Genomic DNA, 23,901 nt, shown 5'->3' on the forward strand with positions numbered 1-23,901 from the left:
TTCTGAGCTCATTTTTGGGCACCCCGCAGCCGTGGGTTGGCCACCTCGTCCAGTCCGATCGCGATCAAGAACAGGCCGATGAAGATGATCATCAGCACGATCGTCGGCAGGCCCCACCACCACCACATTCCGCGCAGGATCGCCGAGCCCTGGATCGCGTTCGAGACCGTCATGCCCAACGTGGGAATGCGCTGCGGGCCGAGACCGAGCGCCTCCAGGCCGACCGCCGCGAGGATGCCGCCGGAACAGGAACCGATGAACGCGGCCGCGAGGTACGGCAGCAGGTTCGGCATCATCTCCCGGAACATGATGTGCGGCGTGGACAACGCGGTGAGCCGGGCCATTCGTACGTAACCCTGCTCGCGCATCGACAGCACCTGCCCGCGGATCACCCGGGTCGGTCCGGCCCAGGCGAACAGCGCGACGATGAACGCCATCGTGCTGACGCTCATCTCCCGTACGTAGGACGAGATGACGATCAGGATCGCGAGCGACGGAATCGTCAGCGCGGTGTCGGAGATCGTCCGGATCACGGCGTCGACCGGCCCGCCGAGATAGCCGGCGGCGAAGCCGAAGGCGATGCCGATCAGCATGCTCGTCACGCCGACGACCAGGCCGACCTGCAGTGTGGTCGGGCCGCCGACGACGAGCAGCGCGAGCATGTCGCGTCCGCTGTTCTCGGTGCCGAGTGGGTGCGCGAGCGTCCCGCCCGCACCCCAGAACGGCGGCAGGTTCAGCGGCGAGCTGGCGGCGCGGGCGAGGTCGGAGTTCCAGAACAGCCGACCGATCAGGGTCAGCACCAGCACGCCGCCCACCATGGCGGCGCCGGTGACCAGCTTGCGGTTCAGCCACGGCGAGGTCGTCCGCCTTGGAACGTTGGGCTCGAGGCCGGCTTGGGTGACGGTCAACGGGTCCATGCGGCGCTACCTCCTCTCGTACGTGATCCGCGGATCGAGCAGCGGATAGATCAGGTCGAGCACCAGCACCGCGGTCACCGTCGTGAGGATGAGGATGAACACGATGCCCTGGATGACGGTGAAGTCGGAGTTGTTGATCGCCTGGTAGAGCAGGGCGCCCATGCCCGGATAGCCGAAGAGGTACTCCACGAGCACGGTGCCGCCGACCACGCTGCCCAGGCCGAGCACGAGGGCGGTCAGCTGGGGGAGGATCGCGTTGCGGACCTCGTACTTGAACAGCACGCGTCCGGGTCGCAGGCCCTTGGCCTTGGCGAGCGTGAGGTAGTCCTCACCGGCGACGGTGATCATCATGCCGCGCATGCCGAGCGCCCAGAAGCCCATGCTGGCCAGCACGATCGAGAGAGCCGGCAGCGTTCCGTGCTGGACGACGGAGTTGATGAAGTCGAAGCTGAAGCCCGGTGCCAGGTCGCTGCGATAGCCGCCCGAGACCGGGAACAGCCCGAGCGTGAACACGAAGACGTACACCAGGAAGATGCCGAGGATGTAGAACGGCACGGCGGTGAACGTCAGCGAGACGGGCAGCAGCGCCTTGAGCAGCCGTGGAGTGCGCACCCAGCCCATCAGTGCTCCGACGATCGTGCCGAGGAGGAACGACAGGAACGTCGCCACCGCCAGCAGCCCGATCGTCCACGGCATCGCGCGGCCGATCATCGAGCTGACCTCGACGGGGAACTGCGAGAGCGAGTAGCCGAAGTCGAACGTCACGAGGTTCTTGAGGTAGCGCAGGTACTGGACGAGCAGTGGGTCGTCCAGCCCGAAGCGTTCCCGCCAGGCGGCGATCAGCTGGGCGCTGCCCTCGACCCGACCCGCCTGCTGGGACAGGCGTGTGACCATCGCGGAGACGGGATCGCCGGGGGCGAGGCGCGGGATGAAGAACATGATGGTCGCGCTCGCCCAGACGGTGAAGACGAACATCCACAGGCGGTGGACCACGTAGCTGACGGTCAGCCCACGCACATCAAGTCCTTCCGATTGGAGCGTGCCGGTTGGGGCGTGGCCGGTGGGGCGTGATACGCGGCCCACCGGCCACGCAGCTCACCCGTTGGCGGGCTTCAGGTTGTGGATGATCTTGTGAGCGTTCGCCCAGTCGAGCGTCGGCTGCAGGTAGTTGTCCTTGCTCGTCGCCCAGCCGGTCCAGTACGTCTCGTCGAAGGCGTACAGCTTGCGGGCGTGGGCGATCGGCAGGAACGGCAGGTCCTTCAGGAACTCCTTGGCCGCCGCGACGAACAGCTGGTCGACCTTCGGATCACCGAGCGGCAGGTTCGCCATCGCGTCGACGCTCTTGGTGTACGCGTCGTTCTTCCAGCGCACGGCGTTGCCGTTGGCCGGCTTGCCGACCGGCACGACCAGGTTGGCGTTGAAGACGTTCATCGAGAACCACGGCTCGCTCACCGAGCCGCAGGCCGACCAGTCGGCGACACCTTCGTACTTGCCGTTGCTGATGTTCTCGCCCCAGGTGCCGAGCGCCAGCTTGCGGCTGGTGGCGTTGATGCCGACCCGCTGCAGCTGCTCGGCGATCACCTCGGCGTACCGCCAGATCTCGATGAAGTCCGTGGGGGCGTCGATCCGCAGCTGGAGCTCTTTCCCGCCCTTGGCGTAGTAGCCCTTGCTGTTCTTCTTGTAGCCCTTGGACTCGATGATCTGCTGGGCCTTCTTGGTGTCGTGCGTGAGGATCGGGAACTCCTCGAACACGCCCTGCGACTCCAGCAGGTCGACGTACTTCTGGATCGGCGGGTAGTCCGGGAAGAAGAACCGCGCCGGCGTGGTCGTGCCCTCGTACGCGATCTTCACGATCTCGTCGCGGTCGATGGCGTAGTTGAGCGCCCAGCGCATCTCGGCGTCGTTCCATGGCGCGACCGCGTTGTTGATCGTGAACAGCCGCGTGCACGGGTCCGGCCAGGCGTACGGCTTGTCCGGAAGCCAGGAAACGATGGCCTTGTTGCGGCCCTTGAGGCTCTCGAACGCGCCCGCTGTGAGGTCGGCGACGCTGTCGAGCTGGTGCTCGCTCGCCCGCGCGACGCGGATGTCCTCGGTCTCGTTGACGACCCACTCGAGCTTCTCCGGCTTGGGCAGCGGCTTGAAGTCGGCCTTCACGCCCCACCAGTCGTCCCGGCGATCGTAGGTGAACTTCGTCGGGCTCGCGGAGGTGAGCTTGTACGGACCGGTGAACACCGGCCACTTCTTCTTCGGGTCGTAGTTCTTGAACTTGATCGGGTCCTGCCCGCTCCAGATGTGCTCGGGCACGATCACGATGCCGCTGTGGATCTTCACCGAGAAGTAGTCGAGCTGGAACCGCGGGTTCGGCTTCTTCAGCGTGAACTCGACCGTCGTCGCGTCGACCTTCTTGACCTGCTTCACCCACTCCTGCATCGGAGCCGCGTTGTTGAGCTCGGTGTGCTTCAGCAGGAGGTTGATGGTGAAAACGACGTCGTCGGCGTCGAAGGCCTCACCGTCGGACCACTTGACGCCGTCCCTGAGCTTCAGCGTCCAGACGTCCAGCCCCGCGTTCGAGGTGAACGTGTCGCCGAGCCACGGCTCGATCTTGCCGCTTTCGTAGTTGAGGAAGAACAGCGGTTCGGCCAATGCCTGGTGGAAGCCCGCGTTGTTGGTGAAGCCCGTGACGAGCGGGTTCCACAGATCCGGAGACTGCACCCGGCCACCGTGGAAGTCGAAGATCGCGGTACGGGACCGCTGGCTGCCCTTGTCCTGTTTCTGAGTGCTCGCGCCCTCGCAGCCCGACACCAGCGCGGCGATGGGAGTGACGGCCAGCGCGCCGGCCGCTCCCACTCCACGCAACAGTGTCCGCCGTGAGAAACCCCGTGTGTGCCCTGTTTCGGGGGCCTTCGTCGTGTCCGACATCGGTCCGACCTTCCGGTGCAGGTTACTGCCCTATGCTGAGGTATCGATAACATACACAGGGCAGGTGGTCGGCACAACCCAATGTTGCCGGGATGTTGCCTGCGGGCTGGCCAAGTGTTGCCAAATGCGCTTGCGGGCTGGCGTAATGGTCAGGCCTTGGGCGAGCCGGTTTCAGGTTTGTGGCGTCCAGGTGTTGCGTACAGCCTGTTGAGCATGCATGGTGTCGTTAACATCAGGGCTCGGACGAAAGGGAGCGAGACGTGGCGGGGACAGTTGCGTACGAGCCAAACCCGGCATATCCACCGCGTGGTGGGAGCGTTTGCCGCGGGTGGCCGGAAGCGGTCGCGGACCTGCCGCGCGCACCGTTCGTGCTGGCCCTGGACGGTCCGGCCGTCGTCGAGTGGCCGACCGTCGTCGACGGCTTGCTGGCCGCTCTCGCGTCGTCCGGCCGGCCGGCGCGTGCGCTCGACCTGCGTGAGCACGTCGCGCCGTGGGAGAAGCTGATCGCGCTCACCGAGTCTCCCGCGCTGCCCGACGACCCGGACTTCGCGACGCTGGCTTCGCAGGACCTGGCGGACCTGTTCGAGTCGCTGCCGGAGGTCGCGGCTTCAGGCTCGGAATCCGTTGTGGTGTTCGGGCCCGGCGCGGCACTGCTCGCGCACGACGTGCTGTGGTACGCCGATCTGCCGAAGCGGTTCGCCGAAGCGGCGGTGGGCGCGGGGACGGCTCGCAATCTTGGCCAGCCTGCCGAGGCCGGTCCGGCGACGACGAAGCGCTTGTTCTACATCGACTGGCCGATCCTCGACCGGCACCGCGACTCGCTGGCCGACCGGATCGAGCGCTGGATCGACACCCAGGACGCTTCCTCGCCTTGCTCCATCGGTGGTGCCGCGCTGCGGGAGACGATGGCTTCGCTGGCAGCGCGGCCGTTTCGTACCCGGCCGACCTTCAACACCACGTCGTGGGGCGGGCACTGGGCGCAGGAGGAGCTGGGGCACAACCCTGACGCCCGTAACACCGCGCTTGGATACGAGCTGATCGCGCCGGAGAGCGGCGTGCTGATCGGCACGGATCCTGCCTGCCAGGTCGAGCTGCCGTTCCAGCTGATCGTGGCGCGGCATCCGTCGGCCCTGCTGGGCGAGCCGGTGCACGCGGAGTTCGGCACGTCGTTCCCGATCCGCTTCGACTACCTCGACACGGTCGGCGGTGGCTCGCTGTCGGTGCACTGCCATCCCCAGTCGGACTACATGCAACGGGTCTTCGGCTGGCCGTACACGCAGCACGAGACGTACTACATCCTGGTCGGCGGGCCGGAGAATCGCGTCTACCTGGGGTTGCGCGGCGACGTCGACCTGTCGGAGTTTCACCAGCGTGCACATGATGCCGACGAGCACGGGGTGCCGTTCGACATCGAGGAGTACGTCCAGACCTTCCCGGCCGACCAGCACCAGCTGTTCCTGATCCCGGCCGGGACGCCGCACGGCAGCGGCAAGGGCAACGTGGTGCTCGAGGTGAGCGCGACGCCGTACCTCTACAGCCTGCGGTTCTACGACTGGCTGCGCCGCGACGCCGACGACCGGCAGCGGCCGGTGCACGTGGGGCACGCGTTCGCGAACCTGAACCGCGAGCGGCGGGGCGATTCTGTGCGTGCCGAGCTGGTGCAGGCGCCGCGCCCGGTGCGTTCGGGCCCGGACTGGGCCGAGGTCACGCTGGGCTCGGCGCCGGACATGTTCTTCGACGTCCTGCGGGTGGAGCTTTCGGCGGGCTCGTCGGCGTCGTCCGACACGGCCGGGCGCTTCCACGTACTGAACGTCGTCGAGGGCGACGGTGTCGAAGTCTCGACGGCTGCGGGCGACAGGCACAATCTTGCGTACGCCGAAACGATGGTCGTGCCGGCGGCGGTCGGTGAGTACCGGCTGCGTGCGCTCGGCCCCGTACCGGTGAAGGTGGTGAAGTCCCTGGTGAAGGAATCGTTGAAGGAAGCTTGAATGGGCAACGCAGTTCCGGTGCTGGAGATCGGTGGCACGCACGTGACCGCCGCGCTCGTCGACCCCGTGGAGGGGACGGTCGGGACGTCGCACCGGCAGGCTCTGGACGCGTCGGGATCGGCGGCGTCGATCGTCGAGACGTTGCTGGAGGCTGCTGCTTTGCTGCCGACGCCCGCCGGGGCGATGTGGGGAGTCGCGATTCCCGGCCCGTTCGACTACGCGAACGGAATCGGGCGGTTTCACGGCGTCGCGAAGTTCGAGTCGCTGAACGGGTTCTATCTCGGAGCGGCGCTGGCGGCCGGGCTGCCTGCGTCGCCGGCGGGCGTTCGTTTTCTGAACGACGCGGACGCGTTCGGGCTCGGTGAATATGCCGCGGGAACGATGGCCGGGCACGCGCGGGTGATCGCGCTGACGCTGGGGACGGGCATCGGATCGGCTTTCCTGGCCTACGGGCAGGTCGTGGACTCGGGGCCGTCGGTGCCGCCGCAGGGCAGCGTGCACCTGCTGTCGATCGACGGAGCACCGCTGGAGGACACGGTCTCGCGGCGGGCGATCCTCGCGGCGTACGGTCGGCCACCGTCCGTCGATGTCGTGGACGTCGCCGCGGCCGCGCGTGCGGGTGAGGCGGAGGCGGCGGCCGTGTTGCGGTCGGCCTTCCACGCGCTCGGAGTAGCGCTGCGGCCGTGGGTTGCGTCGTTCGAGGCTTCACTCGTGGTCGTCGGCGGCTCGATGGCCGGCTCGTGGGACCTGGTGGAGCCGCCGTTGGCTTCGGGGCTGGGTGGTCCCCTGGTCGTCCGGGCGCGGCACGAGCACTCGGCCGGCCTGCTCGGCGCCGGCCTCTGGGCACTGCGGGCCACCCGGACGTCAGCATGACCGAACGCCGCCCGCCCACCATGCGCGACGTCGCCGTGCGGGCGTCGGTGAGCCCCATGACGGTGTCACGGGTGCTGCACGACGACCCTCGGGTTTCTGCTGAGACGCGTGCCCGCGTGCTGGCTGCCGTGGACGAGCTGGGCTACCGGAGGAACGAGGTGGCGCGCAACCTCCGGCTCGGGCGTACGTCGGGGTTGATCGGCCTGGTGGTGACGAACCTCGCCAACCCGTTCTACTCGCAGCTCGCGCTCGGCGTGGAGTCCGTGGCCGCGGCCAACGGCCTGAAGGTCGTCTTGACCAACACCGACGAGGACGTCGCGCGGGAACGCGTCCTGGTCGCCGAGCTGATGGCCCGCCGGGTCGACGGCATCATCGTCGTACCGGCAGGCGCCGATCACGCCCACCTGGACCCGTCCTTGCCGGGGGCGTTGCCGGTGGTGCTGGGCGCCCGCCCCCCGACCAACCTCCCCCTGGACTGCGTCCTGGTCGACGACTTCGGCGGCGCTAGGGAGGCGACGGCCGCTCTGCTGGCCGCGGGCCACACCCGGGTGGGCTTCCTGGGCCTGCCACCATCGGTGTGGACCACGTCCGAGCGCTTCCGCGGCTTCTGCGTCGCACTGGAAGAAGCGGGCGTCGCCCTGGACGAACGCTACGTGCGCCTGCGCCAACGTACGATCCCGGCCGCGGAGGAGGCCGCGCGCGAACTGCTGGCACTGCCGTCGCCGCCGACCGCGTTGTTCTGCGCCAACAGCCGCAACACCTTGGGCGCCTTCCGAGCAGTGAGCCGCCTGGCCCCTTCAACCGCCCTCGCCGGCTTCGACGACTTCGAACTGGCCGACGTCCTGGGCGTCCCTCTGGTCGTCGTCGCCTACGACCCGCGCGAGCTGGGCGCCAAGGCAGCCGAACTCCTGGTCCGCCGCCTCCCCAGCGCCGAGCCCGACCCACCCCAGGTGAGCCGCATCGTCATCCCCACCAAGGTCGTCCACTACGGTGACGTCCCGAAGCAGCACACCTAGCACTAGCCACCCGGAGTTGTCTCGACGCGATCGCAGGGCGAGGTTGACGGTGGTATTCGAAGCCAGCGCACGTCCACAGGCCGGCGCGTGTTTCTTTGCGCGCTTGACGGACCTACGAGTGGTGCGTTGACCAACAGGGAGCCGGCATAGAAGGTCTCCGTTCTCTCACGTTGCGCGAGACGGTCTAGCTGGTCAGGTACGCCCGCGCGGACCGGGTGAAGAGGAGGTATCCGATGGCGATCGGAAGCGCGACGTAGATCAGTCCGACGATCAGCAGGCGGAGCGGCTCCGGCCCTACCAGGACGACGATCGCGACGGCGATCACGCCTCCGAGCAGGAAGAGGGCCTCGAACATGAGCCCGAGGATGCGGGCCCACAAGCGGCCACGCAGGACCATCACCGCGCTCAGGGTGATGCCGGCGACCAGCGCGATCCCCATCACGCCTCCGCCCACGTACGTCTGGGCGCCGCTCTGCCCGTGGTCGGTGACGGACTTGGCCTCGAGGAACAGGAAGACCACACCGGCGGCGAAGATCAGCGCGTGCAGCAGCAACGCGACGCCTGCCGCCAGTACGGTGCCGGGCATGCGCACCGGCCGGTCCGTCGCCGAGGTCTGGTTCGTCATGACGTCAGCATCCTGCCATCCCGCCGGGACCGCTCCCGGCTCGCGGAGGATTGGGTGGATTGTGCACGGCTAGCATCGTTGACCGCGTTCACACCGAGGAAGGAAAGCCGTCGTGGAACCGCTGCAGTCCGGCGATCCAGGCCAGGTCGGCGGTTACGACCTGCTGGCGCGGCTCGGCGACGGCGGCATGGGCGTGGTCTTCCTCGGCCGGTCTCCAGCCGGACGGACCGTCGCGGTCAAGCTGATCCACCGGCGATTCGTCAGCGACGCTGAGTATCGCGCGCGCTTCCGGCGCGAGGTGGCCGCGGCCCGCAAGGTCACCGGCCCGTTCACCGCACCCGTCCTGGCCGCGGGTCCCGACGACCCGTTGCCGTGGCTTGCCACGGCGTACCTGCCCGGCCCTTCCCTGGGTACGGCGCTCCGCATCTACGGCGCGCTGCCGCCCGGCACCGTCCGCCTGCTGGGCGCCGGCCTGGCCGAGGCGCTCACCGCCATCCACCGCGCCGGGCTCGTGCACCGCGACCTGAAGCCCGGCAACGTCCTGCTGACCACCGGCGGGCCGCGCGTGATCGACTTCGGCATCGCCCGGCCGGACGACGCGACCACGCTCACGCAGGTCGGCACGTTGCTGGGTACGCCCGGCTACATGTCGCCCGAGCAGATACGCGGAGGGGCGCTCGGCCCGCCCAGTGACCTGTTCTCTCTGGGCGCCGTGCTCGCCTACGCCACGTCGGGCGCCGAGCCGTTCGGCTCCGGTCCGCCGGCCGAACGGCTGCGCCGTACGCAGGAAGCCCGTGCCGACCTCGCCGGAATCGGCGATCCGCTGCTTCGCGAGCTGGTCGCGGCCTGCCTGCACCGCGAGCCGGGCAGTCGGCCGACGGCGGAGGAGGTACTCCAGCGGCTCGGTCAAGGCACGGCCTCGCTGCACGGCACGTCCTGGCTGCCGCCGGCGCTGGCCGAGCTGGTCGAACGCACGACCGTCGAGTCGCGGCGGCTCACCACCACCACGACCGATCCGCGGCCCGGCCCTACCTCCCGGCCGCCGCCCGGGCCCGCGTCCGTGGAGCTGATGGCCCAGCCCACCGGTGCCTCGGCAGCAGACGATGGCCCGGCGAACGGTGCGCCGGCTCCGCCCGGTCGCGGGCCGCTCGGGCTGAGCCGGCGCGCCCTGGTCGGCGGTGGCCTGGGCGTCGCCGGGCTCGCCGCGATCGGTGGGCTGGCCGCGTTCTGGCCGGACGGCGAGCAGAGCCGGCCGTCCGCGGCGAGTCCGTCCGAGCGAGCGACATCGCCCGCCGGCATAGGCACACGCACGCCCTCCCGGCGGCCGTCCGCCACGACCGAACCACGTCCCACACCGACCGAACCCCCGCGGGCCACACCGGCCTGGCGGACCAAGGTCGGCAGCTACTACCCCGACCTCTCGGTCGCCGACGGCATCGTGATCGCCGACCTGGAAGACGACCTGGCCGGGGTCGATCCGCGTACACGCAAGGTCGTCTGGCGGAAGCAGAAAACGTTCAGCGCCGCGCACGGCGATCGGGTGTACCTCGCCGACGACCAGTTGCGGGTGCGGGCCATCCGGCCCTCGACCGGGGCAACCGTATGGAGCTACTCGCCGCCGTTCGGCCGGTTCCCCGGATTCGACCTGGTCGTCGCCGGATCGCTGCTCTGCTTCGGCAGCGCGGAGATCAGCGCGGTCAGCGCGACGACCGGACGGCTGCGCTGGACGTCGACAGTCAGCGCGCAGCACGGCCTGGCCGCCGGCGACGGCGTGCTGGTCGCGTACACCAGACCGAAGCTGGTCGGGCTGTCCGCCAAGACCGGCGCGCGGCTCTGGACCCACCAGGCACCCGACTCCTTCGGCGTGGAGGTCGAGTACGGCCGGGCGTACACCACGGACGAGTACGGCGTGACGCACGCCCTCGACGTGCGCACCGGCAAGCAGGTCTGGGAGGCCGGCGTCGTGAGCTACGGCATGTGCGGGGGCGGCGGGCGGCTGTACTTCAGCAACTGGGGCGGCTACATCGTCTGCCTGCGACCGGGCGACGGCAAGCAGGTCTGGAAGCGGCGGATCGGCATGGGCGAGGGCGGTGAGTACGGCAGGCTGAGTTCCGTCGGGTTCGCAGAGGGCGTGCTGTACGTCGGGTGCACCGACCGCAACGTCTACGCTCTGGATGCCGCGACCGGCTCGATCCGGTGGACCTACCCTGCGGACATGACGCTCAAGTCCGGGCCGGTCGCCACTGACGGGCTGGTGTTCGCCGGCATCCGGGACGGGTCCGTCCTGGCCCTGAGACCGCCGGCGGCGAGCGGAGGAACGCGTGCAGGCTCTTGAACCCGGCGACCCCAGGTCGATCGGCGGGATCCGCGTGCTCGCCCGGATCGGTGCCGGCGGCATGGCGATCGTCTACCTCGGCCGGTCGGCCGGCGGGCGGGCGCTGGCAGTCAAGGTGATGCACGCCGAACTCGCCGGGCAGGCGGCCCTTCGTACCCGGTTCCGGCGGGAGGTCGAGGCCTCGCGGCTGGCCGGCGGCGGGTACAGCCCGGCCGTCGTCTCGGCGGATCCGCTGGCGGCGCTGCCGTGGCTGGCGACGGAGTTCCTGCCGTCGGTCTCGCTGAGGGACGCGATCCGGGCGTACGGGCCGCTGCCGGTCGGGGCGCTGTGGCCGCTGGCCGCGGGGATCGCGGAGGCGCTGTTCTCCATTCACCGGGCGGGCATCGCACACCTCGACCTGAAGCCGGCGAACGTCCTGCTGACGTTGGACGGGCCGCGGCTGATCGACTTCGGCATCGCACGCAGGATCTCGTCCGACGACGACGGGCCCGGCGGTGCCGGTCGTGCTGGTGGTGACTTCGGGCTGGACGAGCCGGCCGGGTCGCGTGGGTTCATGGCACCCGAGCAACTCGCGGGCAGGGACGCCGGAACCGCGAGCGACGTCTTCTCCTACGGCGCGACGCTGGCGTACGCGGGCACGGGCTCGGCGGACTCTGCCGACTCTGCCGCGACGATCGGCGACGACGTGCTGCGTTCGATGGTGCTGCGGTGCCAGGCCCCCGACCCCGGCGCGCGGCCGACGGTGCCGGAGCTGATCGGACACTTGCTGTCCGTACTCCCTTCGGTGCCGGCGAGTGCCGGACCGTGGCTGCCGCAGGCCGCACAGGCGGAGATCGAGAGGCGCGGGTACGAAGCCGACAACCCGCCGCTGCCGGTGCCGGTGGTGGAGGAAGTGGACCTGCGCTTGGTGCGGCGGCGGTTCCTGATCGGCGCGGGCGCGGTCGTACTGGCGGGAGGGCTCGGCGGCGGCGCGCTGGCGCTCGCGTCGTACCTGAACCGATCTCCCGATCCGTCCGCCGACCCTCGCCAGAGCTCAGCGGGAAAGCGGTCGTCGCCGGCGCACACGTCCAGTCCGACGCCGACGCCGACGCCAACCCCGACCGCCACGCCAACGCCGACGCCGGAAACGCGGTCGCTCGAGTTCTACTTGACCGGCGACACGACGCTGACCACGCTGACGTACACGGTGAACGGCAAGACCGAGACGCTCCGGAACGTCAAGCTGCCGTGGCGCAAGACGGTCCAGGTGCCGGCGCTGCCGCAAAAGTCCACGTGGCGCACGGTCTACCACTTCCCACCCGGCGACGTGCGGCTGCGCGTGCTGGTCGACGGCTTCGAGTCCACCAGCGCCGGAGAAGGTTCGACCAGGGAGCCCGGCAGCGGCGACCACAGCGGCACGGTCTGATCGGGCGTACCTTGTCCTCCATGACGACGATCCAGGCCGCAACCCCACTCGCCACCCTGATCAACGTGTTCACCGTTCGCCCGGAGCGCCAGCGCGAAGTCGTCGACCTGCTCGTCCAGGCGACCGAGGAGACCATGCGCCACTTCCCCGGCTTCGTCTCGGCCAACATCCACGCCAGCACCGACGGCGAACGAGTCGTCAACTACGCCCAGTGGGAAAGCGCCGAGGCGTTCCAAGCCATGCTGGCCGACCCGACGGCTCAGGAACACATGAAGGCCGTCGCCGACCTCACCGAGTCGTACGACCCGCGCCTCTTCACCGTCGAGTCCGTCCACGAAACCGGCTGAGCGCATTCCGGCTCCACCGTTCTGACCTCTGCCTCAACGGCGAAAAGGGCAGGAGCCTCGTCGGCTACCTCGGCACGTGCTCGTAGCACTCCTCTTCACCCCGGTCTGCGCGGGCGTACACGGCCCGGACAAGCCGGGAGGGGTCCCCGCCGGTCGGCGGCACGCTGGCGACATGACGGATCAGGCGCGGGTCGAGCCGCCGCCACGCATGCCGGGGCCTGTGCTGGCTGCGGCGATCGTGGTCTTGCTGCAGGTTCTCGCCGGCTTGCTCGGCGCTGCACCATTCCTGGCAGCGGTGACGGCGGCGCTCCTCTATCTCCAGGACGATCGGAGAACGCTGGTCGCGAGCGGCGCCATCTCGTTCCTGATCGGCGTTCTGCTCGCGGTCGGCGCCGCGGCGATGGGGCGCGGCAGGTACTGGGGAGCCGAACTGGTGGTGTTGCTCGAGATCCTGGTCTTCGTCGTCGGCCTGCTGGGGCTGGTCGTCCTCGCCGGGATCGACGCGCTGGACCCCACAGCCGAGGTCGGGCACACCCCCGTCGTCGTCGGGGTGTCGTCGCTGGTGATTCCGGTCGTCGTCTGTGGACTGCTCGCCACCAGGGTGGCGCGCAACTGGCTCGTCTAGGAGCCCCACTCGCGGTCGCCGCCGGTTTGGGGGAACGTGGTGATGCGCAGCCGGGCGGCACCCGCCGGGATCAGCGTGACCTGCTCGACCGGCGCGGTCGACGCGACCGGGCTGTCCTGCAGCGGCGTGACGACGTTCTCCTCGTCGGTCTGCCAGGCGTCGATCCGCTGCGCCGTCGTGGTGATCCGGATCGGCGCGTTGGCCGGCGTGAACGGGTCGTCGCTGTCGCCGCCGGTGGTGTCGACGGTGAGGTCGCCGTCCGGCACCAGGCCGTAGTTCCACGCCGATCCGGGGTGCACGTCGTACTCCGGCCACTGCTCGGTGCCGCCGGTCCGCACCCAGTTCTCCGTGATCCGCAGCGAGAACGTCAGCGGGCCGTAGTGCACCGAGGTCGCGTTGTGCTGGCGTTCCCAGGTCTGTTTGTGTGCGCGCATCGGCAGGCGCAGCGTCAGCATGTCGCCGTCCGTCCAGGTGCGGTCGACGGTGGCGTACCGCGGCCCGGCGGAGCCCCCTTCCGTAGTGACAGCCTCGCCGTTCACGAGCAGCTCGGCACCCTCGCACCAGGCCGGGATCCGAACGCTGAGCGGGAAGCTCGCAGCCGCCGCCGTACGCACGGTGAACGTGATCGTGTCGCCGAACGGGTACGCCGTCTCCTCCTCGATCGTCACCGACGCACCGTCGCCGACCGTCGCGGTCACCGTCGACGGCCCGTACAGCGCCGCGCACAAGCCGCCGCCGGGCGTGCGAAGCCACATCTCCTCGACGTAGTAGGGCCAGCCCATGCCGTAGTTGTGCGGGCAGCAGCGGTACTGGTCGACGGCCGGCCGGTACGACAGCATCGCGAACTTGTTGTCGAACTGCTCCCGCGTCTTCACAGCGTCGTCGAGGTCGACACAGTTCTGCGCGACGATGTAGTGCAGCACCTTCCCCTGCGGATCGAGCGCCGCGGGCAGCGAGTTGAACGCCAGGTCCTCGATCCGGTCGCCCCAGATCGGGTCGCCGGTGATGCGGGTGAGGATCTCGTGGCTCAGCATGTACTCCACGATTCCGCAGGTCTCGAACCCCTGCCGCGGGTCGTCGTAGCCCTCCCGGGCGTTCTCGTCGCCCGCGAAGCCGCCGCCAGGAAACTGGCCGTACGCCGCCTGCACGTTCTCGTAGTTGCTGTACGCCGCCCGCCGGTGCGCGTCGTCGCCGGTGAGCAGCCAGTACTGCGCCGGCTCCCGGAACCCCTGCGCGATGTTGACGTTGTGCGGCGTCGGCAGGTTGTCGAGCCAGTCGGCGGAGTTGGCGTGGATCTTGTGCACGAGGTCGAGCAGGAAGCTCTCGCCGGTCCGGTTGTAGAGCCAGTAGATCGAGTCGATGCCGTCGCCCCAGCGCCACGTCGCCCAGCCGTCGCGGAAGACCTCCGGGGGTTGGGCGTTGGCGTAGGCGAAGAACCTGCTCAGGAACGTGTCGACGGACTGGTCGCCGGTGTACTCCGCGTAGGAGCGCAGGGCGTAGAGCATCGGCAGGTGCGGCCAGAGGTCGACATGGCCGTTCAGCGACGTGCGCAGGTGCTCCGGGCCGAAGAAGCCGTCGTCGGCCTGGGTGGCGCGGATGCCCTCGATCCACCGGTGGGCGGTCTCGATGGTGTGCCGGTCACCGGTGACGTAGCCGAGGTCGACGTAGCCGCGCAGCCAGTACGTCACCTCTTCCCAGCCGCCGAGCCCGGGATGGATCCAGCCGTTCCCGTCGTACTGCAGGAAGTGGGAGACCTCCGGGTAGCGGCCGCAGAGCCCGTCCAGTTCGTACGCCAGCTGCTTGGCAAGCCAGCCTTGCGGCCGGACCGAGCCGACGGGGACGCGGAGGAAGGCTGCGGGCTTGAGCGGGGCACGGTTTTCCACGTTGTACAACCAATCACACAACGGAAGTCGCGCGCCTCCGGGGCCGCCGCTACTGGCCACCTAGAAGCCGCTGTTTCCCGGCCCGCGCACGATTTCGTACGCGCCGGGGTTGCTCAGCCCACCCGAGCCCGTGCCGCTGACCGTCGTGTAGCTGAAGCTGGCGCTGCCCGTGACGTTGTTGACCTCGATTCCGTACGTGCCGGCGCCGCTGATGGTCACGTGGTCGAACGACAGCCCGCGGATCACCCGGCCGTAGCTCAACAGCACGCCCTGGTACGTGCTGTCGCTGATCAGGTTGCCGGTGATCACGACCGGCGTGGTGATGTCGGCGGTGTCGGCGTAGATCCAGAGCGCGCCGAGGTTCGTCCGCCAGTTCTCCTCGTACCCGCCGGTGCGGATCAGGCTGTTGCGCGCGATCGTCGTCGTACCGCTGAACGGTACCGGCGAGAACCGCGTGCTGACGGCGATCCCCGACGAGGCGGTGACCGTGTCCGACAGCAGGTTGTCCGTCGCCTGGTTGGACGCGCCGCCGTAGAGGCCGATCCCGTTGGCGAGCAGCGGCACCTGCACGGTGTTGAACGTGAACGCCGACCGTGTGACCGCGCTGCCCTGGGAGAACATCGCCAGCGCGTCGTCGCCGGTGTTGCGGATGGTGCTCTGGTCGACGCGGGTGTCGGCGACGTTCGCGTGCAGGTTGACACCATCGGCGAACGTGTCGCGGATCCGGATGCCGACCGCGTAGAGGCCGCTGGTGCCGGAGTCGATCCACATGCCGACCTTGACGTGCTCCAGCCAGAGGTTCTGCAGCGTCGATCCGGTGCCGAAGTTGCCCTCGATGCCGGCGTCGAAGTTCGCGTCGTCGCGGTACGACACGTCGCCGGCGATGGTGAGGTCGCTGATGGTCACGTTACTTCCGGTGGCGAAGAAGCCGCCCTTGCCGTTGCGTCCGCGCAGCGTCGAGTACCACAGTCCGGCGCCGCGGATCACGACACCGGCGACGTTGATCCGGGCGGTGATGTCGAACGTGCCGGAAGGGATCCAGACGGCTTGCCCGGCGGACTTCGCGGCCGCGATCGCCGTGTTGACGGCCGCCGTGTCGTCGGTGCCGTCGCCCGCGGTCGCGCCGTGGTCGGTGATCGCGGTGAAGCCGGCCGGCTCGCTCTCCGCCGGCGCGACCTGCTCAGTGTCGATCAGGTCGATCGTGTACGAGGTCGCGCTGTCGGAGGCGTCCTTGCGCAGCTCGAGCACGGTTCCCGCCGGCCAGTTCCCCGTCAGGGCGCGGGTTTCGGCGTAGAAGTGGTGCGCGGCGCCCTGGCCCGGGTCGTTGGTGTACGGGTAGGCGCCGTAGACCCAGGCGTACTTCGACGACAGCGCCAGGTCCTGCTGGTGCGCGCCGTTGGCGTACAGGGAAAGGGATGCGGAGAGTCCGGCGCCGTCCGCGCTGTCGGGGATGGAGTACCGCACGACGATCGAGTTCGCGGGCTGGGCGAGCGTGATCCGCACGTACTGGCCGGTCTGGTCCAGCCGTACGGCCCGGCGGCCGGACGACTCCGAGGCGACGGTCAGGTACGTCCGGTCCGGGCCGAGCACGGTGCCGTTGGTCGTGGCGCTCTCAGCCTCGTACTCGGTGTACGGGACCGTGGCACCCCTTGTGTTCAAGGCGGTTCCGCCCTCGATGGTGAGGTTGTCGATCGCGACGTCGCCGGTCGCACTCTCGTAGGTGAGGGTGTTCAGCCCTGCTCGCAGCGGCACGGCGAGGCCGGCGCTCTGCCAGCCGCTGCCCGCGGGGAGGGTGAGCGGCGCCTGGACGCGCAGGCCGTTGACGCGGACCGCGAGCGTGCGCGAACCGCCGGTGGTGTTGAGGAATCGCAACGTGGCGATACGTTCGCCTGCCGCCGGCAGGTTGGCGGTGAACACGACGCGGGCGCCGGTCGTGGCGAAGCCGGCGAGATAGCCGGTGCCGGTGAAGCCGCCGGTCGTCCTGTGTACGGAGGGACCGCCGGAGGCGAACGCGGTCTCGGCCTCGTACCGGCCGGCGACCGGCGGGTCGGGCGTTGTCAAGGTGAGGTTGTCGAGGTTGACGTTGCCGGAGTCGCCGCTGTCGAACCGGTACGCCACGGTGTTGGTGCCGGCCGCGAGCCGTACGGTGCTGGTCGTGGTCGTCCAGGTGTCCCAGTTGGCGGTGGGTGGCAGCGTGAGCTGGCCGGTCCGGCCGCCGTCGACGTACAGCGAGAGCGTCATGGGCGCGGTCGTGCCGTTGGCGTAGCGGAGCACGGCGGTCGCGTCGCCGGTGATCTCGGCGCTGACGGTGAACGTGGTGGCGGCGGTGCCTTTGTTGCCGTCGGTGTAGCCCGCGACGAAGCCGCTGCCGGTGTAGCCGGAGTGGTCGCTCGCGACGGTGGCGCCGCCGGAGAGGGCGGCGGCCTCGGCCTCGTACGCCGACGTGGCGGCCGCGGCTTGCTGCGATGGTGGGGCGGTCGGAGCTGCGACTACGGCCAGCGCGATCACCGCCAGCGTGGTCATCACTCGGACGACACGGGCGTTCGGCATCGCGCACCTCCGGTCCTGACGTAAACGATTGCGTACGCAGTGTGGGAGCGTTGTGGTCGGTCGTCAAGCTTGCGATGTGAACGGATTTCGCTAATTGCTGCGCAAATTTACGTTCACCAGTAAGGTTTGCGGCATGACGCGCCGGCGTTCGGTCAACATGGCGGATCTCGCCCGTCGCGCCGGTGTGTCGATCGCATCGGTGTCGCGGGCGCTCAGCAACGCCCCCGGCGTGTCCGACGAGACCCGCCGGCGCATCCGAGACCTGTGCGCCGAGATGGGCTACACCGTCGCGCCCGACGCGTCACGGCTGAAGCGCGGCAAGACCGACCGGGTGGCGGTCGTCGTACGCACGCTCGACATCTGGTTCTACTCCTCGATGCTGCAGGGCATCATGGCCAGCCTGCGGCACGCGGAGCTCGACGTACTCCTCTACCAGGTCGAGACCGAGGAGGAGCGGCGCCGTTTCTTCGACGACCTGCCGGCCCGCCGCCAGGTCGACGCGCTGATCGTCGTCGCGTTCCCGATCAGCGACAGCGAGATGCGCCGCCTCGACCTGATGGACGTCGCGGTCGTGATCGCCGGCGGGGCGCTCGGCGACTATCCCCATGTGCGTATCGACGACGTGCTCGCCGCCCGCCAGGCCGTCAACCATCTCGTGCTCGCAGGCCACGAACGGATCGCGATGCTCAACGCCAACAGCGACTGGACTCTGCAGTACGCGCCGCCGCTCGACCGCCGCCACGGCTTCATCTCCGCCATGCACGACGCGGGCCTGCCGATCGCCCCCGAGCTGATGGTCGACGTGCCGTGGGGCCCCACCGGCGGCGCCGACGGCATGGACCGCCTGCTCAGCATCGACCCACCCCCGACCGCGGTACTCGCCTTCTCCGACGAGGTGGCGATCGGCGCCATGCGCAGCCTCCGCCGCGCAGCGGTCCCGGTACCCACCGGCATGTCCCTCATCGGCATCGACGACCACCCGATGGCCGAGCTCACCGACCTCACGACCGTCCACCAACCAGTCCACGAACAAGGCCAGCGAGCCGGCCGCCTCGTCCTCGACATGCTCACCGGCGCCCCGATCGACGCCACCCACCTCACCCTCCCCACCAACCTCGTCATCCGCAGCACGACAGCACCACCGCGCACCTCAGCCCGCCCGGCTCACTGAGGGGCTGCGTCCGCCAGTTCGGCCCCCTGTGACCATCCGCATCCGGTCAATCTGCGCATATCGACGAAGACGTCGAGTGACCATGTGCGGTCGGCCACAGCTCGCTTACGATCGATGGCAGGTTCTGCAAGGGGAGGAACGTGTGGCGGGGAGCCCGATAAACGGTCGCGGCCGGACGGTGCGGGAGCTGTTCTACGGCCGGCGGTATCGCTTGGACTACTACCAGCGCGAGTACAGCTGGTCCGAGGAGTCAGTGAAGCTCCTGCTCACCGACCTGGAGCGCAGGTTCAAGGCCTGTTGGCAGGAGACCCACGATCGGGAACAGGCCGCAGACTACGACCCGTACTTTCTCGGGCCTTGAACGTAGCCGCGACATCGACGAGATGTTCCCCGAGGATCTTCGCGGAGACGCACTTCCGTACTTCCACGACTGGTTGCTCGATCGTGTCTGTCTGGTCGGCATCGAAGCAGTCGGAAAGGAGAGCGGTTGGGAGATCTTCGAGTCGATGAACGACCGGGGAGTGCGGCTCGGTCCGGTGGACCTGCTGAAGGGCCCGTTACGGCGTCGAGGTCGCGGATCTGCTGGATGTCGGCCTGCTCGAGCCGGGTGCGGAGCTTCGAGGGAAGCACAAGGGAGTTACGCACGATGCGGTGGTCATGGCCGACGGAAGGGTGTGCCTCGCCACTGGTGAGGTGGTCCGGTCGCTGTCAGCTGCCGGGCAGCGGGCGTGCGGTACGAAGTCGTGCCAGGGATGGACGTTCTGGCAGGTCGAGCGCGTGGGCGGGTTCGTCCCGTTGGCGGAGGTTCGTTCGGAGGCGATCGCCAAGGGCTTGGTGGAGGCCAGCGCCTGATGCGCGGCGACGGCCGGCAACGGCCCGCCTACCGCGGTGTGATGTCGGCGACCGCCCCTGCCCGCGCCGGCCGCGTCGGGCCGGAGAACACGACAGGATGGACCGCGTGTACACGCCAACAGCGGACGCTCTCGCTCGTGCGTTCGGGCTCGGCCGGGCGGAGGAGCTCGTTCACGTCAGGAGCGGCGACACTGACACGTGGCGGCTCGACACCAGCGCGGGCCGGTACTTCCTGAAGGGCTACCGCGACAACTCGGCCGGACGGTTCATGGCCGGGTCCCTGCGAGACCAGCTCGAGGCAGCGATGGAGTTCGAGCAGTTGGCCTTCCACGCCGGCGTCGACCTGCCCAAGCCCATCCAGCCGGCGGGGACCGTCAATGGCCGGCTGACGGAGATCGAGGGGCGGCTGTTCCGCGCCTACCGCTGGGTCGAGCATCGCCCACTGCGCGGCGGCGACGACATCGCCGGCTGGCTGGGGCGCACGATGGCCCGGATCCACCAGTTGCGGCCGTTGCCCGGCTCACCGCTGCCCGGCTGGTGGCGCGGCGCGATCCGTTCGCCGGAGGACTGGGAAGAGTGCTTCGCCACCGCGACCGCCCGCGGCAAGCCGTGGGCAAAGCGAGCAAGCGAAATCCTCCCGCACATCCTCGAACGTTCGGCCAGGATCGAGCGGCTGCTCGACGGCACGCCGCCGCCGGACTGCGTGACGACACACGGCGATTTCAAGACCCACAACCTGCTGATGACGCCGGCCGGCCCGCTGCTCGTCGACTGGGACAGCGTGCGCGTCGACAGCGCGGCCCTCGAGGCTGCCCGCGTGGCGTACATCTTCGCGGGCGGTGCCGAGCTCGAGCCGATCCAGCGAGTGCTGCGGGCCTACGTAGACGCCGGCGGCGACCTCGCCTGGGCCGGCGAGGACGCCCTGCTCAGCGTGACGAGGCACGACCTGCAAGGCCTGTACGCACGGATCCAGGTGTCGCTCGGCCGGCAGTCCGTGGAATGGTGGATGGGCGACAACGAAGCGGTGGAGCAGGACATCGCCGACCTGCTCCGGGACCTGCCAAGCCGCACCGAACGCCTGCGCGCGTTGTCGATCCAGCTCTAGCCGGCACCGATCCGCCGCCGCGTACAGTCGTCCCATGGATTACGTGACGTTGGGTTCGACAGGTGTGCAGGTGTCGCCGTTGTGCTTCGGCACGATGTCGTTCGGTGACGAGGCCGACGAGCAGCTCTCGGCCGAGATGTTCAAGCGGACGCGAGACGCCGGGATCAACTTCTACGACACCGCCAACGTCTACAGCCAGGGTGCCTCGGAAACCATTCTGGGCAAGCTGATCGCCGGCAGCCGCGACGAGATCGTGCTCACGTCCAAGGTGGGCTTCCCGATGGGCGCCGACGCCAACGCGCGCGGCCTGTCGCGTCGCAACATCGTTCGTTCCGTGGAGGCCAGCCTGCGCCGGCTCGGCACCGAGTGGCTCGACTTCTACTTCGTCCACACCTTCGACGACCGTACGCCGATCGAGCAGACGCTGCTCGCGCTCGACGACCTGCGTAACCAGGGCAAGATCCTCTACCCCGCGGTCAGTAACTGGGCGGCCTGGCAGATCGCCAAGGCGCTGGGCGTCTCGGCCCGCGAAGGGCTGGCGCGTTTCGAGTTGCTGCAGCCGATGTACAACCTGGTCAAGCGCCAGGTCGAGGTCGAGCTCCTGCCGCTGGCGCAGGCCGAAGGCCTCGGCGTGATCAGCTACAGCCCGCTCGGCGGCGGCCTGCTGACCGGCAAGTACGGCGCCACCAAACGCCCCGACAGCGGACGCCTGGTCGAGAACGCCATGTACATGAACCGCTACAGCAAGGACGGCGACTACGCCACGGCCGAACGCTTCACGGAGTTCGCGCGCGAGCTCGGCGTCGAGCCGGCGGCGCTGTCGGTGGCCTGGGTGCTTTCCCACCCGGCGATCACCGCGCCGATCATCGGTGCGCGCAACCTGTCCCAGCTGGAGGGCTCGCTGGCCGCCGTCGACATCGAGATGACCGACGAGCTGCGCAACCGGATCTCCGCCCTCTCGCCGACGCCTCCGCCCGCCACCGACCGCAGTGAGACTGTCTAGCCTCCGGACGTCACGGCTCGATCAGCCCGGGCCGGCAACGACGTACGCCGTGTTCGCCGCGTAGGTGTCACGGACCCGCGTGCCGCCGGTGACCGCGATGGCGGCACCGGCGACGGCGGCTCGGGCGAAAGGACGCCGAGAGATGGTCGCTGTGGTGTCCTTCCGGGGTTCCTTTCACTCGCTCCGGGTCAGCAGGTGGAGTTGGTTTGGGTGAGGAGGCCCATCCGCCACGGGAGGCGGATGTAGTCGCCGCTGGCACCTGGGTCCATGCCCTGGTAGACGTACTGCAGGTTGCAGGGGTTGATGGTGAGTGTCTGGTCGTTGCTCGCGCGGACCATCTCCCCGTGGCTGATGTCCTGGGTCCAGGCGCCGCCGGGGAACGTCACGTTGTTGCGTCCGGCGAACGGCTCGTTCTCCGTCGCTGCGAGAGGACTCCAGCTTCCGGTGAGGCTGGAGGAGGTGAACGAGCGGAAGTAGCGGCGGCCGCTGGAGCCGATCGCTTCCTGGATCAGCAGATACTGGTTCTGCCCGGAAACCTTGTAGACGTTCGTGGCCTCGAACAGCGCGAACCGGCTGTCGGACAGGACGATCTGGGTGTTGCCGAAGCCGTTCGGATAGTTCGACAGCGAGGTCTGCGCGCGGTAGATGTGTCCGTTGTCGTCACTGAAGAACAGGTAGCAGTTCGAGGCGTCGCAGATCACCCAGAAGTCGATCCAGCCGCCGGGCCCCTTGTTCTGCGTGACGATCGCCGGCTCGGAGGCGATGAACGTACGCGGCGCCGACCACGAGCGCGGGTCCGCGGGGTTGGAGCTGGTTGAGTACGTCGGCGGGCCGGTCTGGTAGACGAGGTACCACAGGTTCTGCGGCGCGAAGTAGAACAGCTGCGGTGCGGCTCGATAGCCCGGGCCGATCGCGGACGCGGTGTCGAGGTAGGTGTGCGTGGCGTTCGCAGCCTGGGACCAGTCGCCGAACGCATACTGCACCAGGCCCCAGCCCGACGGGCTGGCGGTGGTGGCGTAGATCAGCCACTGGTTGTTGTGGCGTACGACCGAGAAGTCCTTCACGGCAAGGGCACCGGAGTGCTGGGAGTCGGGCTTCGGGCCGGCCAGCACACCGGAGGACGACCAGCGGAACGTCGACGGCAACGCCCCACCGCCGCTGGTGCCGAGCTTGACCAGCTGCCACTGCTGGCCGGTGGCACCGGAGTCGGCGAACTGCACGACCCGGGCACCGTCGGTCGTCGCGGAGTTCTGTACCTGCACGGCCTTGCCGCTGTTGCGGTTGATCAGCCGCACATAGCCGTCAGGGGAGTCGGCCAGCCGGAACTGCTGGTTGGCGCCGTTGAGATCGGGCCACTGCACGATGTTGCCGCTGTCGGCGGTCGACCAGTTGTAGACGTCGAGCACCTTGCCGGAGTGGCGCGCCCTGAGGCGGTAGTAACCGCCACCGGAGTCGACGAACTGGAACTGCTGGTTGGTGCCGTCGTGGCGAGCCCACTGTTGCACCTGCGCGCCGTCGGCGGTACTCGCCCCGGACACGTCCAGCGCCTTGCCGCTGTTGCGGTTGACCAGCACGTACCACGCCGACGTGTCGACGGTGGCCGCCTCCGCGGCGCCTCCCGCGCCGACCCCTCCGAGCAACGCGGCGAGCAGCCCGAAGGCCGCCGCGACCACACCCGCCCGGCGCCTGTGACGCTGACGCTGGAGTGGGAATCCAGACATGACGACCTCCCGGCAGTTCGAGAACGGAGTCGAGCTGAGATGGGAGCGCTCCCAAACGCTTCAGCGTCAAGGTATAACGTCAAACATCATCTGTGAAGCCCCCGTCGAACCGCGATCGAACCAAACCGTCGAACCGGGTCGAACCGGGAGGCTAGAAGAAGCGTAGGCGGTACTCGCGGCGGAAGCGCCAGAGCAGGCGGATCGCCCGTTGTGGGGGCAGGCCGTGGTCCATGTACTCGAACATCTCCTTGGTGCGCATGGCCGGCGTGACGTGCCACAGGGCCCGGGCGATCTCGGGCCCAGCGTTCCACATGCGGTGTGGTGTTCCGCGCGAGACGTCGAGGGTGTCGCCGGCCCGGAGCGTTCGCTCCGGGCCGCGGTCGAGCTCGACGGTCACTTCGCCTTCCAGAACCTCGAAGTGTTCGTCCTGGTTCGGGTGGTAGTGGCTGGGCGGCTTCTGGTCGCTCGGCTGCCAGGTCGACTCGATCTTCAGTGCCTCCGGGGTGGAGGACACGATTCGTAGCCTCTGATGATCGCCGAGCCGTAGCTGTTCGTCGCCCATGCAC

19 protein-coding genes and 1 pseudogene are annotated in these 23,901 nt (G+C 69.1%); 12 read left to right on the plus strand and 8 right to left on the minus strand.

The window, feature by feature from the left end; all coding sequences use genetic code 11:
* Nucleotides 1-8 precede the first annotated feature (8 nt).
* The 3 genes from ACYVF6_RS08250 to ACYVF6_RS08260 form a co-directional block, all read right to left on the minus strand.
* Nucleotides 9-917 carry an ABC transporter permease gene (locus tag ACYVF6_RS08250; protein WP_460518040.1) on the minus strand — a complete coding sequence of 303 codons (909 nt, stop codon included), beginning with the start codon at nucleotides 915-917 and terminating at the stop codon, nucleotides 9-11.
* Nucleotides 918-923: 6 nt separating this feature from the next.
* The gene (locus ACYVF6_RS08255; protein ID WP_460518043.1) at nucleotides 924-1,934 is read right to left on the minus strand and encodes an ABC transporter permease; all 1,011 of its coding nucleotides are present in this window, start codon (nucleotides 1,932-1,934) and stop codon (nucleotides 924-926) included.
* Nucleotides 1,935-2,012: 78 nt separating this feature from the next.
* The gene (locus tag ACYVF6_RS08260; protein ID WP_460519415.1) at nucleotides 2,013-3,764 is read right to left on the minus strand and encodes an ABC transporter substrate-binding protein; all 1,752 of its coding nucleotides are present in this window, start codon (nucleotides 3,762-3,764) and stop codon (nucleotides 2,013-2,015) included.
* Between the two features lie 332 nt (nucleotides 3,765-4,096).
* On the opposite strand from ACYVF6_RS08260, the gene ACYVF6_RS08265 reads away from it, so the two are divergent.
* The 3 genes from ACYVF6_RS08265 to ACYVF6_RS08275 are packed head-to-tail and all read left to right on the plus strand — an operon-like array spanning nucleotide 4,097 to nucleotide 7,713.
* Nucleotides 4,097-5,824: a class I mannose-6-phosphate isomerase gene (locus ACYVF6_RS08265; RefSeq protein WP_460518045.1), complete on the plus strand. Its 1,728-nt coding sequence runs from the start codon at nucleotides 4,097-4,099 to the stop codon at nucleotides 5,822-5,824.
* On the plus strand, nucleotides 5,825-6,697 hold the full coding sequence (locus ACYVF6_RS08270; protein WP_460518048.1) for an ROK family protein: 873 nt from the start codon (nucleotides 5,825-5,827) through the stop codon (nucleotides 6,695-6,697).
* A complete protein-coding gene (locus tag ACYVF6_RS08275) occupies nucleotides 6,694-7,713 on the plus strand; it encodes a LacI family DNA-binding transcriptional regulator (protein WP_460518051.1) in 1,020 nt (339 codons plus the stop codon). Before ACYVF6_RS08270 ends, ACYVF6_RS08275 begins: the two co-directional genes overlap by 4 nt.
* 184 nt (nucleotides 7,714-7,897) lie before the next feature.
* Here ACYVF6_RS08275 and ACYVF6_RS08280 read toward each other — a convergent pair whose 3' ends face one another.
* On the minus strand, nucleotides 7,898-8,338 hold the full coding sequence (locus ACYVF6_RS08280; protein ID WP_460518054.1) for a hypothetical protein: 441 nt from the start codon (nucleotides 8,336-8,338) through the stop codon (nucleotides 7,898-7,900).
* Nucleotides 8,339-8,450: 112 nt separating this feature from the next.
* Here ACYVF6_RS08280 and ACYVF6_RS08285 point away from each other — a divergent pair, with 112 nt between their 5' ends.
* The 4 genes from ACYVF6_RS08285 (at nucleotide 8,451) to ACYVF6_RS08300 (ending at nucleotide 13,050) form a co-directional block, all read left to right on the plus strand.
* Entirely contained in the window at nucleotides 8,451-10,673 is a 2,223-nt protein-coding gene (locus ACYVF6_RS08285; protein WP_460518057.1) for a protein kinase domain-containing protein, read from the plus strand.
* Nucleotides 10,660-12,078 carry a serine/threonine-protein kinase gene (locus ACYVF6_RS08290; RefSeq protein WP_460518060.1) on the plus strand — a complete coding sequence of 473 codons (1,419 nt, stop codon included), beginning with the start codon at nucleotides 10,660-10,662 and terminating at the stop codon, nucleotides 12,076-12,078. Before ACYVF6_RS08285 ends, ACYVF6_RS08290 begins: the two co-directional genes overlap by 14 nt.
* 20 nt (nucleotides 12,079-12,098) lie before the next feature.
* Complete coding sequence (locus ACYVF6_RS08295) at nucleotides 12,099-12,425, plus strand: putative quinol monooxygenase (protein ID WP_460518063.1); 327 nt, start codon at nucleotides 12,099-12,101, stop codon at nucleotides 12,423-12,425.
* A 172-nt stretch (nucleotides 12,426-12,597) separates the two neighbouring features.
* Nucleotides 12,598-13,050: a hypothetical protein gene (locus ACYVF6_RS08300; RefSeq protein WP_460518065.1), complete on the plus strand. Its 453-nt coding sequence runs from the start codon at nucleotides 12,598-12,600 to the stop codon at nucleotides 13,048-13,050.
* Here ACYVF6_RS08300 and ACYVF6_RS08305 read toward each other — a convergent pair.
* Both ACYVF6_RS08305 and ACYVF6_RS08310 read right to left on the minus strand, forming a co-directional pair.
* Nucleotides 13,047-14,933, minus strand: a complete 1,887-nt coding sequence (locus ACYVF6_RS08305; protein WP_460518068.1) for a beta-L-arabinofuranosidase domain-containing protein — start codon at nucleotides 14,931-14,933, stop codon at nucleotides 13,047-13,049. The genes ACYVF6_RS08300 and ACYVF6_RS08305 overlap by 4 nt on opposite strands.
* 60 nt (nucleotides 14,934-14,993) lie before the next feature.
* Nucleotides 14,994-17,483, minus strand: a complete 2,490-nt coding sequence (locus tag ACYVF6_RS08310; RefSeq protein ID WP_460518071.1) for a carbohydrate-binding protein — start codon at nucleotides 17,481-17,483, stop codon at nucleotides 14,994-14,996.
* A 133-nt stretch (nucleotides 17,484-17,616) separates the two neighbouring features.
* On the opposite strand from ACYVF6_RS08310, the gene ACYVF6_RS08315 reads away from it, so the two are divergent.
* The 5 genes and pseudogenes from ACYVF6_RS08315 to ACYVF6_RS08335 all read left to right on the plus strand — a co-directional run bounded on the left by ACYVF6_RS08315 (nucleotide 17,617) and on the right by ACYVF6_RS08335 (nucleotide 21,614).
* Nucleotides 17,617-18,654 carry a LacI family DNA-binding transcriptional regulator gene (locus tag ACYVF6_RS08315; protein WP_460518073.1) on the plus strand — a complete coding sequence of 346 codons (1,038 nt, stop codon included), beginning with the start codon at nucleotides 17,617-17,619 and terminating at the stop codon, nucleotides 18,652-18,654.
* Between the two features lie 142 nt (nucleotides 18,655-18,796).
* A complete protein-coding gene (locus ACYVF6_RS08320; protein ID WP_460518076.1) occupies nucleotides 18,797-19,015 on the plus strand; it encodes a hypothetical protein in 219 nt (72 codons plus the stop codon).
* Between the two features lie 203 nt (nucleotides 19,016-19,218).
* Nucleotides 19,219-19,506: pseudogene (locus tag ACYVF6_RS08325) on the plus strand (restriction system modified-DNA reader domain-containing protein); the annotation flags it as partial.
* Between the two features lie 106 nt (nucleotides 19,507-19,612).
* Nucleotides 19,613-20,611, plus strand: a complete 999-nt coding sequence (locus ACYVF6_RS08330) for a phosphotransferase enzyme family protein (protein ID WP_460518078.1) — start codon at nucleotides 19,613-19,615, stop codon at nucleotides 20,609-20,611.
* Between the two features lie 34 nt (nucleotides 20,612-20,645).
* Nucleotides 20,646-21,614 carry an aldo/keto reductase gene (locus ACYVF6_RS08335; RefSeq protein ID WP_460518081.1) on the plus strand — a complete coding sequence of 323 codons (969 nt, stop codon included), beginning with the start codon at nucleotides 20,646-20,648 and terminating at the stop codon, nucleotides 21,612-21,614.
* 188 nt (nucleotides 21,615-21,802) lie between these two features.
* Here ACYVF6_RS08335 and ACYVF6_RS08340 read toward each other — a convergent pair whose 3' ends face one another.
* Complete coding sequence (locus tag ACYVF6_RS08340) at nucleotides 21,803-23,335, minus strand: non-reducing end alpha-L-arabinofuranosidase family hydrolase (RefSeq protein WP_460518084.1); 1,533 nt, start codon at nucleotides 23,333-23,335, stop codon at nucleotides 21,803-21,805.
* A gap of 151 nt (nucleotides 23,336-23,486) precedes the next feature.
* Nucleotides 23,487-23,897 (minus strand): cupin domain-containing protein, encoded by a 411-nt coding sequence (locus tag ACYVF6_RS08345; protein ID WP_460518087.1) that lies wholly within the window; start codon nucleotides 23,895-23,897, stop codon nucleotides 23,487-23,489.
* Between the last annotated feature and the right edge of the window lie 4 nt (nucleotides 23,898-23,901).

The organism is Flindersiella endophytica (assembly GCF_054779015.1).